Origin of the sequence: Coleofasciculus sp. G3-WIS-01 (genome assembly GCF_040223135.1) — a bacterium.
In the GTDB taxonomy this organism is placed as follows: domain Bacteria; phylum Cyanobacteriota; class Cyanobacteriia; order Cyanobacteriales; family Coleofasciculaceae; genus Coleofasciculus.
Window position 1 is genome coordinate 144830 of the sequence record NZ_JAVJZI010000241.1, and the last position, 17019, is coordinate 161848.

Annotated in this window: 16 protein-coding genes; 5 read left to right on the forward strand and 11 right to left on the reverse strand. The window is 44.8% G+C overall.

Annotated features, from left to right (window positions below; genetic code table 11):
• Positions 1-85 precede the first annotated feature (85 nt).
• From RIM23_RS25260 to RIM23_RS25310, 11 genes are all read right to left on the reverse strand, one after another.
• Positions 86-1600, reverse strand: a complete 1515-nt coding sequence (locus RIM23_RS25260) for an AAA family ATPase (protein WP_446370443.1) — start codon at positions 1598-1600, stop codon at positions 86-88.
• A gap of 166 nt (positions 1601-1766) precedes the next feature.
• On the reverse strand, positions 1767-2270 hold the full coding sequence (locus RIM23_RS25265) for a YceD family protein (protein WP_446370445.1): 504 nt from the start codon (positions 2268-2270) through the stop codon (positions 1767-1769).
• Between the two features lie 42 nt (positions 2271-2312).
• Positions 2313-2795 carry a Jag family protein gene (locus RIM23_RS25270; protein ID WP_446370447.1) on the reverse strand — a complete coding sequence of 161 codons (483 nt, stop codon included), beginning with the start codon at positions 2793-2795 and terminating at the stop codon, positions 2313-2315.
• Positions 2796-2797: 2 nt separating this feature from the next.
• The gene (yidC, locus tag RIM23_RS25275) at positions 2798-3967 is read right to left on the reverse strand and encodes a membrane protein insertase YidC (RefSeq protein WP_446370449.1); all 1170 of its coding nucleotides are present in this window, start codon (positions 3965-3967) and stop codon (positions 2798-2800) included.
• Between the two features lie 289 nt (positions 3968-4256).
• Entirely contained in the window at positions 4257-4649 is a 393-nt protein-coding gene (locus RIM23_RS25280; RefSeq protein ID WP_446339824.1) for a PH domain-containing protein, read from the reverse strand.
• A complete protein-coding gene (gene rnpA / locus RIM23_RS25285) occupies positions 4639-5043 on the reverse strand; it encodes a ribonuclease P protein component (RefSeq protein WP_446370451.1) in 405 nt (134 codons plus the stop codon). Before rnpA ends, RIM23_RS25280 begins: the two co-directional genes overlap by 11 nt.
• Before the next feature lie 137 nt (positions 5044-5180).
• Positions 5181-5318 carry a 50S ribosomal protein L34 gene (gene rpmH / locus RIM23_RS25290; RefSeq protein WP_446339826.1) on the reverse strand — a complete coding sequence of 46 codons (138 nt, stop codon included), beginning with the start codon at positions 5316-5318 and terminating at the stop codon, positions 5181-5183.
• Positions 5319-6177: 859 nt separating this feature from the next.
• Entirely contained in the window at positions 6178-6342 is a 165-nt protein-coding gene (locus RIM23_RS25295; RefSeq protein WP_446370453.1) for a hypothetical protein, read from the reverse strand.
• Between the two features lie 26 nt (positions 6343-6368).
• Entirely contained in the window at positions 6369-7535 is a 1167-nt protein-coding gene (gene rnc, locus RIM23_RS25300) for a ribonuclease III (protein WP_446370455.1), read from the reverse strand.
• Positions 7536-7704: 169 nt separating this feature from the next.
• Positions 7705-8631: a heme-dependent oxidative N-demethylase family protein gene (locus RIM23_RS25305; RefSeq protein WP_446370457.1), complete on the reverse strand. Its 927-nt coding sequence runs from the start codon at positions 8629-8631 to the stop codon at positions 7705-7707.
• A 243-nt stretch (positions 8632-8874) separates the two neighbouring features.
• Positions 8875-9429 (reverse strand): peroxiredoxin, encoded by a 555-nt coding sequence (locus RIM23_RS25310; protein ID WP_446370459.1) that lies wholly within the window; start codon positions 9427-9429, stop codon positions 8875-8877.
• A 237-nt stretch (positions 9430-9666) separates the two neighbouring features.
• Here RIM23_RS25310 and RIM23_RS25315 point away from each other — a divergent pair, with 237 nt between their 5' ends.
• From RIM23_RS25315 to RIM23_RS25335, 5 genes are all read left to right on the forward strand, one after another.
• Complete coding sequence (locus RIM23_RS25315; RefSeq protein WP_446370461.1) at positions 9667-9837, forward strand: hypothetical protein; 171 nt, start codon at positions 9667-9669, stop codon at positions 9835-9837.
• A 729-nt stretch (positions 9838-10566) separates the two neighbouring features.
• Positions 10567-13068, forward strand: coding sequence for a phosphoenolpyruvate synthase (ppsA, locus tag RIM23_RS25320; protein WP_446370463.1), 2502 nt, complete (start codon positions 10567-10569; stop codon positions 13066-13068).
• A 192-nt stretch (positions 13069-13260) separates the two neighbouring features.
• A complete protein-coding gene (locus RIM23_RS25325; RefSeq protein WP_446370465.1) occupies positions 13261-15303 on the forward strand; it encodes a sensor histidine kinase in 2043 nt (680 codons plus the stop codon).
• A 5-nt stretch (positions 15304-15308) separates the two neighbouring features.
• Positions 15309-16007, forward strand: a complete 699-nt coding sequence (locus RIM23_RS25330) for a hypothetical protein (protein ID WP_446370467.1) — start codon at positions 15309-15311, stop codon at positions 16005-16007.
• Positions 15991-17007 carry a ComEC/Rec2 family competence protein gene (locus RIM23_RS25335; RefSeq protein ID WP_446370469.1) on the forward strand — a complete coding sequence of 339 codons (1017 nt, stop codon included), beginning with the start codon at positions 15991-15993 and terminating at the stop codon, positions 17005-17007. The genes RIM23_RS25330 and RIM23_RS25335 overlap by 17 nt, the downstream gene beginning before the upstream one ends.
• The last annotated feature ends 12 nt before the right edge of the window (positions 17008-17019 follow it).

Sequence of the window (17019 nt, forward strand, 5' to 3'; positions counted from 1 at the left end):
TGAGGTAAGAAACGATAATAGTGAAAAGAGATCCTATACAAAACTATGCCCAATTAGCAAACTCAAGGATCACAACTACAAATTTTTATTGGAGTTGACGCTGAATCCGACTACTCAAACGAGTATCTCTAGACGCCATACGTGCTTTTCCCGCCGCCGCCCAGTCTTTGAGAAATTGAATTTGTTCTTGGGCGGTACGAGCGAGGGGAACGATTTGGCTGGCGGCTTCTAATATATCATCAGTGGTGAAATCTCGATTTTGACTAAAGCCAATGTGCATGGCTTCGATCAGGGTTTGTTCAATTTCTGCACCGGAAAAGTCGGGGGTTTCGTAAGCTAGTCGTTCTAGATCATAGTTCTTTAGGTTATGAGGCCGTAGTCGCCCTAAGTGCAGTTCAAAAATAGCTTGGCGTTCGTCTTGAGAGGGTAAGCCAACGAAGAATATTTCATCAAATCGCCCTTTCCGCAGCATTTCAGGAGGGAGTGCTTGGATATTATTGGCTGTGGCGACGACAAAGACGGGAGATTTTTTCTCGGCTAACCAGTTGATAAATGTACCAAACACCCGACTAGCGGTACCGGAATCGCCTTTGGATTCCACTCCCGCAAACGCTTTGTCAATTTCGTCAATCCAAAGAATACAGGGGGCTAAGGCTTCGGCGAGTTGAATCATTTGGCGGGTACGGGATTCGGATTCTCCGACTAAGCCGCCAAATAAACGCCCTACATCTAAGCGTAATAGGGGAAGATGCCAATGGTGAGCGATCGCCTTGGCGGTGAGTGATTTTCCAGTTCCTTGGATTCCCACTAATAGCAAGCCACGGGGATGGGGTAATCCATATTGTCGGGCGCGTTCAGTAAAAGCACCGCCTCGACGTAGCAGCCAGTCTTTGAGGTTATCTAAGCCACCAATATCGGAAATTCTTTCTGCGGTGGGGTAATAGTCTAAGATTTGGGTTTGACGAATCGATTGGCGTTTCTCCTCTAGCACCATTTCCACGTCATCGGGTTGGATTTGTCCCCGCGCCGCGATCGCTCTGGCTAATACCCGGCGTATCCGTTCTAAGGATAACCCTTGACAAGAGCGCACCAGTTCATCTAAAACTTTGTCGCTGAGGGATTGATGGGTTGCGGCGACTAAGCGACTAATTTCGGCTTTGATTTGTGAGACATCGGGTAGGGGAAACTCTTGTACTGTCAGCACTTCAGTTAAGTCTGGGGGGATGGCGACTTGGGGGGTGACGATGACAATATTTTTCGGCTGGGATTTGAGGAGTCGCGCCAGGTTTTTCAGTTTACGGGAAACGGAGATATCGTCTAGAAAGCGGTGAAAGTCTCTGAGGATAAAGATAGAAGGGGCATTCGGGGGGATTTTCTCGACAAATTCTAAGGCTTGTAAGGGATTGCGGCGTCCAAACCCTTGATCATTAGGGTTCCCTTGATAGCCATCGACAAAATCCCACAGATAAACCCCACGTTCACCCAAGCGTTGAGCCACCTGTGCGATCGCGACTTCGGCTCGTTCTTCTTCCAGGGTGGGGATGTAAATCAGGGGGTAGCGGGCGCGTAGAAGCAGCTCAAACTCATCATTAAAACTCATGGTGTACTGGGGTTAAATGCGACAACCTCAAACCGAATCATTCACCAAACCTATATTTTACCTCTGTTCAATGAGAGGAGGGCGGGTTTTCTATCTCAGTTAGGAAAAATCATCAACATTAATTTCTAAACCCACCCCTACCTACATAAATCTGGGCAAATGACCATTATTTGGGCAATTGTCCCTTCAAAATTTCCAGAGCATCCCAACGTCGGTCTGTTGGCTTAGTGGTGCTATTCTCATCAATAACAATTCCTGGACAGTTGGCGTCACATAACTGTCGGGGAGGAATTTCTAGACACAATTGCTCATAAAGCCAACTATGGGGATCAAAATACCCTTGGGGATGTAATGTTTCCACCAACTCCTCCAAGGGCGTTTCTCGTTCTAGGACACCCTGATCCTTTTGGTCGGCGGCTTCATCTAACCAAACCAGTTCAGACACATCCAAGGTTAACCGATGATTGTACTGCTGCAAGCAACGGTTACAGGCTAGGGTAATAATCGTTTCCGCTTGCGCCGATACTTCCAAATAATTCCCTTGATGCTTAACCTGTAAGCCTCCTCGCACGGGCGTTAGAGTTTCTAAATCAGGCAGGAATTCATTCACCTGAATCACATCGGTTTGCTCTGGTAATTTAAGCAATCCAGGAATATAAACTGCTTCCATGATGCCACTCCTTTGCTGCAAACAACCCACCATAATCGCCACTCAAGGACGTAGACGAACCACTAAGCGGCGGTCTGGTTCTTGACCCTGACTATGGGTTTCTAAATCTTCACATTCCTGAAGAAACGTATGCACTTGACGGCGTTCTGCAGCGGAGAGCGATCGCAATTCATAATCTTGACCGGTCTCCCGCACTTTCTGAGCCGCCTGATCTGCTAGTATCCGGAGTTCCTCTTGACGCCGCAGACGGTAACCATTGAGTTCAACGGTATACGCCGCCTGATCTACTGGTAGCTGACCGAGGTTAAGAATTGCGTTTGCCAAATACTGTAGCGCATCCAGAACCTCACCATTGGTGCCAATCAGGGTTTGAATTTCTGCCTCGGTCAATTGGCTTTGGTCAATGGTCAACCAGTAGCTCGCTTTACTATCTTGGTTCTCATCAGTGACTTGCACCGTCGCCGACACATTGGATAAGCGTAGCAACTCTTCCAGCCACTGCTGACCCCGCTGCTGATTACTCATAACTAACTTGACGCTTTTTTCTTGGAACGTTTCGGTTCAAATGGCAGTGATTCTCGCCCTTCGCCTGAGTTTTCTTTCGATTGGGTTTTCCGTTCCGCTTTTTCTTGCTCCTCAACCATTTTCTGGATATTTTCCGGTAGGGGTTCTCGCATCAAAATAAAGGATTGTAGCGTCTGAAAAACGTTAGCAATCACCATATACATCAACACCCCGGCTGGTAAGGGGAAGAAGAAGAACATCCCAGAAAATAAAACTGGGGTAATCTTATTCACCGTGTTTTGCTGGGATGAACCACTTGGAGCATTCTGACCGGTGAGAATCTGGTTCACATACAAACTCACGCCAAAAAATAGAATCATGCCGACAATATCCCAGTGGATGCTGCCATCCTCTTCAAAGGCACCCACCCGTCCCAAGGCGTCAATAAACAGGAATCCTCGATCTGCCGCCAATCCTGGAATCGTTGCCTTGAGCGTTACCTCGCCCGGTGCTAAGGCTTCAATGGTGCCATCTTCTCTCAAGCGCACCTTATCTTCCCCTTTGGTGATTTCCCATTGAGGAATAATTTTGGTGTCTGGATATTCCTGCTTCAGGGTGCTTAAGGATTTCCCCTCAACGGATTGAAAGTCGATTGGCGTCTTCTCCCCCACCACTAAACGATTACCGCTCGGTAATACGGCGGCGACTGGTGCATGCACACCATCGGCAAAGTAAATATTTTGGGGTTTGGTGGCAAAGGCTTGGGGTTGGATGAACTCCATTTTTTCCTGGGGAAAGATTTGAACATCCACCGTATAGTTCACATTAGAAAACGGTGATCCCCGCAATGTGGCAAATAGGGCAAATAAAACAGGCATTTGTAGCAGGACAGGGAAACAGCCAGCTAGGGGATTACCAAACTCCTGGAAGAGTTTGCTCATTTCCTCTTGTTGCTTCACCTTGTCATCGCCATAGCGTTTCTGAATGTCCTCTTGCCGCTTTTTCATTAAGGGTTGGGTAATTCGCATGCGCCTCATGTTGCGAATGGAGCCTGCGTTCAGGGGATAGAGAGCAAAGCGAATTACCAGAGTCAGTGCCACGATGGCAAGACCGTAGCTAGGCACAATCCCGTAGAAAAAATCCAGGATTGGCAGCATGACGTTGTTAGAGAGAAACCCGATACCAAAATCCATTCGTATAAATTCAACCTAGGCGCTGTAACGTTTTCTGAATCTAATTTATCGAATATTGGCGGCAATGGGAGGCAATGTCACCCAATTTATCGCTCTTAAGAATCTAAGCTGTAATCGGATGGGGCGACTTTGGCGTCGATCGCCCTCTTTGGCAGCCCAGAGAAATCCAATGGGCAAATGTATCAAAAGTTACGGGAAATTTTTGAGCGGTATAAAGAAGTTCAACTATTTCCCGTACCCTACACCCAAACCCTAGGAATATTGCCCTCCTGCTCACCGCCGCTATACTTTAAGCCTTAACGGAATCCAGAGGTTTACCCGTTTTGGCAGACACTTTTTCACCGATGTAATCGTAAATTTCGCGAAACTGAGGCATAGCCCGCAGTTCTAAACGGCTACCATCTTTCAGGATAACCACAATATCTCCCCAAAGACCGATACCACGGGGAACTTTCCGCAGTTGAGCAATTTCGGAGTAGACAATATCCGTGCGATCGCGCCCTTGCCATCCTCCTGTCACCGAAATGCGGCGAGTGGTAATCCGATAGCGCAGCCACAACGCCCGCACAACCGCTCCAATGGTTAAGGGCAAGGCGATAACCGTGAACCCCAGCAAAATGTTTATAATCAAGTCACCGACGTGGGGACCCCCCTCATAATAGGTTTCTTCTTTAATGCCCATTTATTACCTCAGCATCTACCAATAACTGCTCTAATTCTTGCAAAAATTGAGCATATTCGCACTCCAAGGCGTTGGGACGTACTCCAACTATGACGTACCAACCCGGTTTCAGTCGCGGCAATAATTGGCGCAAAGCGGCTCTAATCTGTCGTTTCAAGCGATTACGGACAACGGCTTTTTTACTGACTTTTTGGCTGACGGAAATACCAATGCGAGTAGGCGGCTGGCTTAACCGATTAAGCTGTGAGTTGTCTGAACTTAGAACATCCTCATGGATAATCCTAGGCAAGCGCAACCCTCGCACTGTTAAATGGCGTCCATAGCGACGAATTCCCTTTTGGTATACTGCCTTAAAATCTCGCCAATGCCTGAGTCGATTTGCTTGAGGCAACAATTGTTATTTGTCCTTTTTCCTTCGTCATTCGTCATTCGTCAGGGAAGGGGCTATAGGGCGCCTGATCAAGCACCCTATAGTACTATCGACGCCTAATGGTGAATTTGGCGTAAGTCCTGAGCCTTTACCAGGTGACATTACACCGCTAGACGATAACGTCCCTTACTCCGGCGGGCTTTAATCACAGCTCGACCGTTTTTGGTTCGCATGCGGGCGCGAAATCCGGATTTGCGTTTTTGCTTGCGGCTAGTACCGCCTAATGTGCGTTTTGTCATTAGAACTCCTCCGTTGTGGGAAACCCCGTGTCTTCAGACCGGGGAGGAACGCGCGGTAGCGGTTAAAACCGCATACCCCTTTCGGGGTGGAGGGGTATGGTTGCCCCTCCTGTGAGGTATGGTTGCCTCAATCTCCTTTCGGGTAAAGTTAGCTTCGCCAATGTTATCGGTCGGTAACTATCCAAAAAGCACTGTTTCAGTGACCTTAAAACTGTTTAACTTTTCGGTTCTAGAGCAGCAGACTAGCTACGCATCTACTGGTAGGTCTTAAACACTTGCCGATAACGTAGTCAATTAAGACTTAGGCTGGTAAGCACAGCTTCAACTTGCTTGGCTTTTGCTCCGCGTCTTTAGACCGGGGTTGCTTACCAGATACTCCTTAAAAAACAAAAAGACCGCAGCTTTCGCTCTGCGGTCCACCGGGGGGTTCCATGAGGAACTCTACTCACCTCCGGTGAACCTCCCTAAACCAAAAATAAAAGTAGTTGTTGTAGTTGAGCATAGCTGAGGACTTTCTATGAAACTTTAACGAGATGCCTATTACTGGACACGATAGCAAGCTGTTGTGCCTAAGTCAATACCCAATCTAAATAAAGTTTCCGTTTTCCACAGGTGTGGAGGCAAGATGTAGGTTGGGCCCTTGGTACGTAGGCGAGGAGCCTTCTCGAAGAGTAACCCAACTCATATATATATCGCACTACACGGTGTACCCAAACACAATGGTAGAGGCGACCCGCCGCATTCAATTAACATCACCCAACCTTTAATTTGATCAGGGGAACCCCGTATTAGATAGCGGAAACTATCTGACACCGCATTTGGACAACGGCGAGTCGATATACCTTAATTCTCACACCACCTACGATATGCAGCGACTCGCCCCTACAACCGCGAAAATCCCGATAATCCCAATAATCCAGATCAGGTGGGTGTCGTAGATTTTGTTGGGGTTGAGGACTTCCTTGCCAAAACCATTTGATGAATTTCTGGATGTAATGCTAATCTCCCATTTTAGCTGTGCCACGCCACTATCCTGTGGGTCACGCAGATTTATCCCACTCCAACTTTTTTAAGTGCTGCTTCGGCTGCAAGTTTTTCAGCATCTTGTTTACGGCGACCTTTTCCGACACCGTAAACTTTACCATTTACGCGCACTTCAGCCGTGAATTCTTTGGCATGATCTAGTCCCGACTCATCGATAATAAAATATTCGGGATTCTGGACGAACTTTTCTAATGCCCACTGCTGAAATCGACCCTTGGAGTCCACGAGAATACTATTATCTAGAGTTGTTTCAGTGGAACAGAGGTCTCTAATTGCAGAACTTAACAAAGGTTTAATAAAAGTGATAACTGCCTCAATACCTGAATCGAGAAAGTAAGCACCAACAACGGCTTCAAACGTATCACTGAGCAAAGACGGATTTCTGCGTCCTCCTTCTTTTATAGCACCATGACCTAACCTCATTTTTTTAGATAAATCTAGTTCTTTTGCAAATATTGCTAACTGTTGCTCTTCAACTAATTTAGCTCGCAGACGTGTAAGTTTAGATTCGCTCATCTTCATCGCTGGATCATAATTATAGAGAAACGCACCACTAATAAAATTTAGTACAGCATCACCGAGAAACTCTAAACGTTCGTTGTCTTCACCTGCACTAGGGTTTTCGTTAATGTATGAACGGTGGGTGAGGGCACGATTGAGAAGAGAAGGGTCGCGGAAGGAAGGAAGTTTGGATATTTCATCTAATCTTTCTATGATGTGGGATTCATCAGCAATATCAATTAGACTCTGACTAACCCCACCTTGTTGAGCGAAAATTATGACTTTCTTCCCTTTATTTTTTAAGACATGACCTAGACTAGTAAAGTCACCATCTCCTGATACGATAATGAAGATATTAGCTGAGGCATTACTATAGGCTTCTTCAATACAATCAACTATTAGTTGATTGTCTACGCTGTTCCTGGTGAAGGAGGGAACATTAATTCTTTTAAAACCAATACCACTTAAAAATTTGGCATAGTCTTTATTTTCTCGCTGCCAATTGGAATATGCTTTTTGACAAATTACATCACCTTGTTCGTTGGCAAATGCTTGCAAAAACTCGGCTCTCTCTTGGCTGACTTTAACATTTTGGCAATCCCAATAAAGTGATACTAGAGGAGATGAATTATTTATCGTACTGCTTTTTAAAGTGTTATTTTTTTTCGCCATACTGATACATTAAACTTTACAACAATGAAATATTAAACTAATTTACTAGATTAAGAATTATTTATTTTTAGTTTTTGAACATTAAATCATTTAGTAATATGGCTGTTTTCAATAAATTGTGTGTGAACGTAAAAGTATTTGAAAAACTTGTCCAACCCAGGCTGCCATTTTACAAAGGCTTGAAACTAGCTATATACTCAAGATACCCCAAAAGCACTTCCTGAATTGGCAGTAAGTTTTTATAATTCTGCATCTCAAGGGGAATTTGCTGGATAGTTTCCCTTAAATTATGAGCCATCTGGGGATTATCTTCAAGCACTCGCAAGGGATGCACGTAGGTACGCACGGTAAACAGAATGTCACCACTCCCGGTTAAGCGTCTTAATGTCTGACGTTCAATTCTCAAAAACAGCTTATCCCCAGCGTTTTGGCAATTTATCGTTGTTTCCCAACCGGGTTTGGCGTTCTCTGGAGGGAAAAATAGTTCGGGGGACTCAACAATACTCCAGTTTAATCGCCAAACGGGATGACTGGATTTGAGGCGATTGAACACCTTATCCACAGGATGCGCCAGTTTTTCAGAATATCCCGGAACCGGGGCGTGGATTTGAGTCAGAGGACACCCCAACTTTTCTCGCAGTCGCCAACGTAAAGGAAAACAGAGAGAAGCCGCGACTAAACGATATCCTTGACGCGATCGCTCCATCAATAATAAATCCTCCTGTACCAGACGCCCAGCTAAATCCAGAGGTGCTGACTCAAAGTCAGGAATATGCCAAACTTGATTTGTTGCGATCGCGTCAATAGTTTGACCGTGGCGTCGATAATGGTGGGGAAAGCGTTTCAGCAGATGATCAAGCAGTAAATCTAGAACCTCTTTCTGACTGGCTTCGGTTCCGGGGAGACTAGCAAATACCTCTGAATGTCGAGACTTGAGCAGAGTATCTTTTTGTAACAAATACTTGACAAACTGATCATCAATTTCAATCCAATCCTGGGGAGCAAGGGCTTTGAGACTCATTCTCATTTGCCATTTTCCTTCTGCAAAGGGTAGATATATCGGTTGGCGGCTCATGGGTTGTGAAGAAAGCCTCATGGGTTCAATAATGGGCGACCCGATCCAATTGAATGGACTAGAAGTGTGATACCAAATCCGGGGAACGCTACCCTTGTTATAACCCAGTCCGCGCAGGCGGACGAAAGTTTGTGTAGCAGCGATTTCAATCGCCTCCTCTTGCTTGCTCCCCCTGCTTCCCCTGCTCCCCCTGCTGTTGGCGCTTAAGTTGACACCAATGCAAGCGGGTCGCCCCTACAAGTTCCTTCTGGTAGTGGATGATGCTTAGGTCACCGATCGCAACTCATCCAACCGTGCCAGTACCTCTGTACTATGAATCGCCGGTCGAACGCCGAGAAATGTCTCCCGTAAGATGCCATCAGGATCAATGATATAAGTATGGCGTAGGGAGATAAACCCCATCCAAGAGCCATACGCCTGACTCACTGACCCATCTGTATCTGCTAAAAGGGGGAATTTCAACCCCTCTGAGTCACAAAAATCGGCATGGGAGTCTACATCATCTGCACTCACTCCCAAAATTTGGGCATTTCTCTCTATATATTCAGGCAAATCTTGCTGAAAGCGACGAGCCTCTAGAGTGCAACCTGAGGTAAAATCCTTGGGATAAAAGTACAGAACCACCCATTTCCCCCGGTAATCGGAGAGCGATACCTCCCCATCCCCACTATTAGTCGGTAGCGTAAACTCTGGTGCAGGCTCATTTAGTGGCGGTTGTTTACCGCCGAGAGCATAAGCGGCGGGAGTGACGTGTAACCAAGTTAAGCAAGCTAGACAACTTGCCAAGAGAATGTTCACCAGGGTGCGACGAGAAATCATGATCGATACAGCGTGTTTGTTTTACATAAGTTTACAATCCTAATTTAGATCTTGTCAGAATCTGTGATTGCGCTATCATGTCTAGCAAGGTAAGAGTCACTCGGAGGTAAAGCTCCTTTTGTAAGTCAGCCGCAGAGGCATGTCTGGGTGGAGGGGGTGTCAGGAAAATTCAGATAAACACGCTCCTGAACATATTTGCTGATGAGGATGAGTCCGATGGATAGGGGAAGGGGAATTATGGATGTTCAAAAAAAGATTCGTGTCGATCGCGCTCTAGAGGGACAGGTCATTCTCGTACTCTTACCGGGGGAAGGAAAGCGTCAACCCCCAGGAAGTCCCCTTAACACCATTGTTTTAACTATTCAAAAGACTTTGGATAGGTTGGATGAAGAGAATCCGCTCTATTAAACGTATAAATTCCCTATCTTAATTATAATGAGTTTGTCTAAATAAACACAAAATGGATCTATAAATAGACAAGGTTTGACACATCTAGCTGGGGATCATTGAAAAATGTAAGACATCTAAACTAATGATGTATAACAACCAGAGCTATCATTCGCGTTACCAACCAAATAAACAATATTATTGTTGCTAATATCCATATAGATAGTGGCTTTATTTTTTTAGATTAGCTGTTACTGCTTGTCTATTTTTCGATAGTCTGCTATGGTAGAAGTGTTCTAAAAGAAAGGACTGTTTCCGACTTTTCTAGTCTCCTTTAGCTAAACAATTCTTCAAGGAGAACGCTGTAACTTTTCAACGCTACAAACTCGCCCAAGCGCGACAAGGCTGGGTTTGATATATCTACTCCCTAAGTCAAAATCTAAAAAATTGATGAAGATAAACATCAATTAAATCTATCCAGACTATAGGGATAAGGAATGATAGTCTAGCTGACGGCTTAAACTCTCAAGTTAAGTTGAGGGCTAGATTAGCGATGAACAGGAATATAACCAGACTTCCGACAAGATAAATGTGTAAATTACTACTAAATGTGTAAATCACTACGAATTTGATTGTGAAGTATGGTTCTATAAAAAACAGCCGATCCTAAAGAAAAGATTACCTAAAGTAATTTTCCAGGCTGACTCTCGGTAAACTGAACCTGAAACCAAAAGTAGGAGGAAATACTGAATGGTTGCAGCTACTGAAACAACAACATCTCAATCGTCTAAAGAGCAAGCTCTGATTCTGTGGTTTGAAGAGGTAGGAATTTCAGACATTCCCTTGGTGGGTGGTAAAAACGCCTCCCTCGGCGAAATGATCCGACAACTGACGGCTAAGGGCGTCAGGGTTCCCACCGGATTCGCGACGACGGCTTATGCATACCGTTACTTCATTAAGGAAGCAGGTTTAGAAGAAAGGCTACGCGAACTGTTTTCTGACCTCGATGTCGAGGATATGAGTAACCTGCGAGTCAGGGGTAAGCAAGCGCGGTCTTTGATTCTGAACACACCGTTCCCAGAAAACCTGCGAACCGCGATCGCGGAAGCTTACCTGAAGCTGTGCGAACGGTATGGAGTCACCGCTGAGTTTTGCGAGCGGTTTGAGCCGGAATACCAAGAAGAATGCAAGGAGAAAACCCAAGCCGTTGACGTAGCTGTCCGTTCATCCGCTACGGCTGAAGACTTGCCCGATGCCAGCTTTGCGGGTCAGCAAGAAACCTACCTGAACGTCTACGGTGTCCTAGACGTTTTAGACGCCTGTCATCGCTGCTTTGCCTCCATCTTTACTGACCGAGCCATCTCCTATCGCACCCTCAAAGGGTTTGATCACTTTGATGTGGCCCTTTCAGTTGGTGTGCAGAAAATGGTGCGCTCTGACTTAGCCTCGTCTGGTGTCATGTTCTCCATCGACACAGAAACGGGCTTCAAGAATGCCGCCCTAGTCACCGCCGCCTATGGTTTGGGTGAAAACGTTGTTCAAGGTGCTGTCAACCCCGACGAATACTTTGTATTCAAACCGACGCTCAAGCAAGGGTATCGCCCAATTCTCGAAAAACGCTTGGGTAGCAAAGAAATCAAGATGATCTATGACATCGGTGGTTCAAAACTGACCAAGAACGTACCCGTGTCAGAGCCGGAACAGATCAAATACGCCATCAACGACGAAGAAATTCTCCAACTGGCTCGCTGGGGTTGTATTATTGAAGACCACTACTCCGAAGTCCGGGGTGTCTATACCCCCATGGACATTGAGTGGGCAAAAGACGGTGAAACGGGTGAGTTGTATATCGTTCAAGCTCGTCCAGAAACCGTCCAATCCCAGAAGTCAAAAAGCGTCCTCCAGCATTATCAGCTTCAAGGAACCTCTGATGTCCTAGTCAACGGTCGCGCCGTTGGTGAAATGATTGGTCAGGGCAAAGCTAAAGTGATTCTGGATGTCCACCGGATTGATGAGTTTGAACCCGGAGAAGTCTTAGTCACCAACAAGACTGACCCTGACTGGGAACCGATCATGAAGCGGGCATCAGCCATTGTCACCAACCAAGGTGGACGTACCTGCCACGCGGCAATTATCGCCCGTGAGATGGGAATCCCAGCGATTGTTGGTTGTGGTGATGCCACAGGTATCCTCAAGAGTGGACAAGAGGTCACAGTTTCCTGTTCCGAAGGGGAAGAAGGACGGGTTTATGAAGGTCTTGTACCCTTTGAAGTCCAAGAAACCCAACTGGAAAACCTACCCACAACCCGCACCAAGATTTTGATGAATGTGGGTAACCCAGAAGAAGCCTTTGGTTTGGCGGCGATCCCTTGCGATGGTGTGGGATTAGCCCGCTTAGAGTTCATCATCGCCAATCATATTAAGGCACACCCCTTGGCACTGCTGAACTTCGATAAGCTCGAAGATGCCACAGTCAAGCGGGAAATCTACAAGATGACCTACCTCTACGAACGCAAGGCGGACTTCTTCGTAGATAAGTTGGCGCGGGGTGTGGCAATGATTGCTGCGGCATTCTATCCCAACCCGGTGGTGTTACGGATGTCCGACTTCAAGAGTAACGAATATGCCAACCTCCTCGGCGGTCAGCAGTTTGAGCCGAAGGAAGAAAACCCGATGATTGGCTGGCGTGGTGCGTCTCGTTACTACGATGAAAACTATGCCGAAGCCTACGGCTTAGAGTGTCAAGCCATCAAGCGTGTCCGGGATGACATGGGCTTAACGAATGTGATCCCCATGGTTCCTTTCTGCCGTACCCCCGATGAAGGGCGCAAGGTGTTGGCAGAAATGGAGAAATACGGCTTGAAGCGTGGCGAAAATGGACTCCAAGTCTATGTGATGTGCGAGATTCCCAGCAACGTGATCTTGGCTGATCAGTTCAGTGAAGTGTTTGATGGGTTCTCCATTGGTTCCAATGACCTGACTCAGTTAACCTTGGGTCTTGACCGCGACTCCGGTTTGGTGGCTCACATCTTTGATGAGCGCAATGAAGGGGTTAAGGAAATGGTGCGGATGGTGATTGAGAAGGCGAAGAAGAATGGTCGTAAGATTGGTATCTGCGGTCAAGCGCCCAGTGACTATCCTGAGTTTGCCAAGTTCTTGGTTGAGTTGGGTATTGACTCGATGAGTTTGAACCCTGACTCCGTGATGAAGACACTGTTGATGGTGGCTGAAGTTGAAGCAAAACAAGGCTAAGTCTTGAGTGTCTAGAGTCTGCGTCTCTGATGGGGCGTAGACTTGGGTAAGAGCGATCGCATTTCCTGTGGGGGGTGCGATCGCTCTTTCTCGTAAGAGATAGAATCACTTGTTCGTGGCTCAACCTTATCGATGGAACTCAGGTATAATCTTAAACAGAGCGATTGGCTGTCAAGTCACAGCGATAAAATCATGCATTTTAAGTTTTCACCCAATATCCTGAATAGATTAGGTGAAGAACTGATTCCTAATCCAGACCAAGGAATTATCGAATTGGTAAAGAATTCTTATGATGCTGATGCGACCCAATGTACAGTAGAGCTTATCAATACTGACACCACAGGTGGTTCGATCCTGATTTCAGATAACGGCATTGGTATGGATCTCGCGGCTATTAGTGAGGGATGGTTTGTGCTAGGTCGGTCAAAAAAAGCCGCCCGCGAACCTACGTCTTTAGGACGTCTACCTGTTGGTGATAAGGGATTAGGTCGGTTAGCTGCGTTGAGACAAGGGTCGAAAGTACAATTAAAAACCCGACCTAAAAATGAACCTGAAGTTGAGTATTCTCTGACTATTAATTGGCAAGATTTTGAGCAAGCCTCTGTTGTGGAAGACATTTCCTTCGATGTCCAAAAAGATATGGCTAACTTGCCCCAAGGGACGGAAATTTTAATTGAAAATTTAAACATAAAGTTGGGTCGGCGAGAGGTTAAAAGATTAGCCAGAGAACTTTTATTTTTAGCAGATCCATTTGATAGTGATATTGCTTTCCGCCCTCGGCTGATTGCTCCAGAATTTACTGATCTTGAAAAACAAGTTAATGAATCTTATTTTGATGATGCTGAATATCATTTGAAGTCGTCAGTTAATAGATATGGAATTGTAGAAGCTTCTGTATTGGACTGGAAGGGGGATTTGCTATTTCACTCCAAAAATGGTGATATCGCTCAAGAAGATTACAAAACAGCACCAGCAGAATTTGAGTTATGGGTATTTTTGCTAAACCCTCAAAGTTTCTCTACAAAAACAGCTTCTTTCGGACAGGTTAGAAAATGGCTATCAGAAGTGGGTAATGTTCATTTATACCACAGGGGTTTGCGGGTGAAACCCTATGGCGATCAAGGAGATGATTGGCTGAAATTAAATTATGCACGAGCCAGAAACCCAGAGGTACGTCCCTCGACAAGTACTGTTATCGGTCGGATAATTGTCAATGATCCTGATGATCTGCTGATTCAAAAGACTGATAGGCTAGGTTTTATAGAAAATGAAGCTTTTCTGGAGCTAAAACGCTTTGCCATTGATGTATTGAACTGGATGGCTAAAGAGAGGCTGGAACAAACTGAAAAGAGACGACAAACAATTAAGAAAGAATCGAGTCGTGATGTCATTTCTGCTAAAAGAAATATTGAAAGTGTTATTGAAAAAACGGTGCCACAGCAATCCCGTGACACAGTACGCAAGGTAATTCAACAGTACGAAGAGGTAAAAGAGCGTGAAACAAAAGCACTACGGGAAGATCTTCAACTCTATCGAAGTCTGGCGACAGCCGGAACAACAGCAGCCGTTTTTGCTCATGAGTCTGGTAAACCTGTCACGTTAATCGAGAAAGCCGCTAAACGAATAGAAAAAAAAGGTCAAGAGCTACCAGAAGAGATATATCTCAAGTCTTTTGCAAAACCTGTAGATATACTTTATAAAGTTAGCAAATCTTTGCTGAGTTTTTCTAGGTTTCCGTTACATTTATTAAAGCGAGAAAAGCGTAAAACAGGTCGTATTGATGTTTATCTGGTAATTGATGACATACTTGAGCTATTTCATCCATTCCTTCAAGACAGCAAAATAGAGGTTATAAAAAATAGTATTAATAATCAGTATTTTATTCGTGGAAGTACAGCTCTATTAGAAGCAATTTTTACTAATCTTTTGACCAATACGATCAATGCCTTTAATGTAGAAGGTTCACGTACAGAAGGACGCCAAGTCATAATCTCTACTAAAATTGTCGAAGGTTATGTGCAGATCAAAGTTTTAGATAATGGTCTTGGGATTAAAGATATAAAGTTAAATGAAATTTGGTTACCGGGTCAAACAACTAAACCAGAGGGTACAGGATTGGGACTAACTATAGTCAAAGATTCGGTTACTGACTTGGGAGGCAAGGTGCAGGCAATTGCTCAGGGAGAATTAGGTGGAGCAGAATTTATTATAGAACTACCACTTGTTGGAGGTTAGCTGTTATGGCAGTTATTCAATCTAATCAGAAAATAGCGATAGTTGATGATGAAGCAGAATTAGCAGAAGCAACTGGCTGGGAAGTAGAAGACGCTGGGTATGAACCCTTTTTAGTCGTCAAGGGACATTTTACAAACGTCAATGATTTAGCATCAGTTATTTTAGAAAATACTCAAGGTGCTATTTGTGATAATCGCTTGACTAATTCTGGACTGGCTAACTTTTCGGGTGCCGAATTAGTCGCTACTTTGTATGATCGGAAGTTTCCATCATTACTGATATCTCAGTTTGTGGAAATTGACAGTTCTTTTTCCATTAGAAAATGGAGACAAAAAATTCCTGTATTGTTAAGTCGAGACAAAGCAAATGCGTCAAGTATCACCAAAGGAATTGAAGCTTGTCAACAAGAACTTGGTGGTCATCTGCCAATTACCAGAAAACCTTCTAGAACATTAGTAAGAATTGTTGACCTTGATCAAGCATCTAATGAGCCTGTTGTCGATGCAATTGTCCCTGGTTGGAATCCCTCTAAGGCTGTCCGTTTTCCAGCTTCACTGATTCCTGAGACTATTCGGTCTGATGTATTAAAAAAAGGTGTCCGTCTATTTGCTCACGTTAATATTGGAGCTGATAACGCTGATGATTTATACTTCGATAAATTTGAGTTAGCACCTGAGCCAGATGACGATGATGGACTTGCCTGAACTGATTATTGTAGACGTCGGTCACGGTAATTGTGCTGTTCTCCAAGATACAGAGGGTGTAGTTGTTATTGATTGTCCCTATGGCAATACATTAAGAGAAATTATTGAGTATAGAGCGATTCAAGACATTTCTCATATTTTGATTTCTCATGCAGATGCAGACCATATTGCAGGTATTGTTAATCTGCTATTAGATAAGAATATCAGGATACACAATATTCACTTAAATCCTGATGCCATTAAAAAGAGTGAAATTTGGCAGGATCTACGAATTGCTTTAAAAGATGCCAGAAAACGTTTTGGAACGGTAGTTTCAACGGAATTAACCACAACTAAGACAGGACAGTTAAACATTGGTCAAGTAGATATACAAGTTCTGGCTCCCACACCTGAGTTAATACTCGGCGGTGCTGGGGGAAGAGATTTACAAGGGAGACGATTGACTTCCAACTCCATATCCGTTGTGATTGGCATAGTCCATAATTCTCACCGAGTCGCCCTATTAGCGGCAGATATTGACAAAATAGGATTGGAAAATCTGCTACAGGACGAACCTGATATCAGCACGGATATACTTGTCTTCCCTCATCATGGCGGAAAACCGGGTGGCGCAGATGGCAAAGCATTTGCTCAAGAGTTATGTAATTTGACCAAACCTAAGTTGATAATCTTTTCAATTGATCGCAATCGTTTCAATAATCCTCGTGAAGAAATCATAGAAGGGATAAGTGTATCGGTTCCAGAGGCTCATATTTTGTGTACTCAACTATCCAAACAATGTGCTGAAAATCTGCCTAGTTCTGAACCTATCCATTTAAGTCGTCTTCCGGCTAAAGGATGGTTAAAAAACAGTTGTTGTGGAGGAACTGTCTCAGTCCATATAAATGGCAGAAGCACGACTTATACTAAAATTGATTTGCACCAAGCGTTTATTGATGATCAAGTGCCTACCCCAATATGTCGAAAATTCAAACCAAGCTCTCTGTCTGATTCTAGCTAGGGCTTGCTGCAA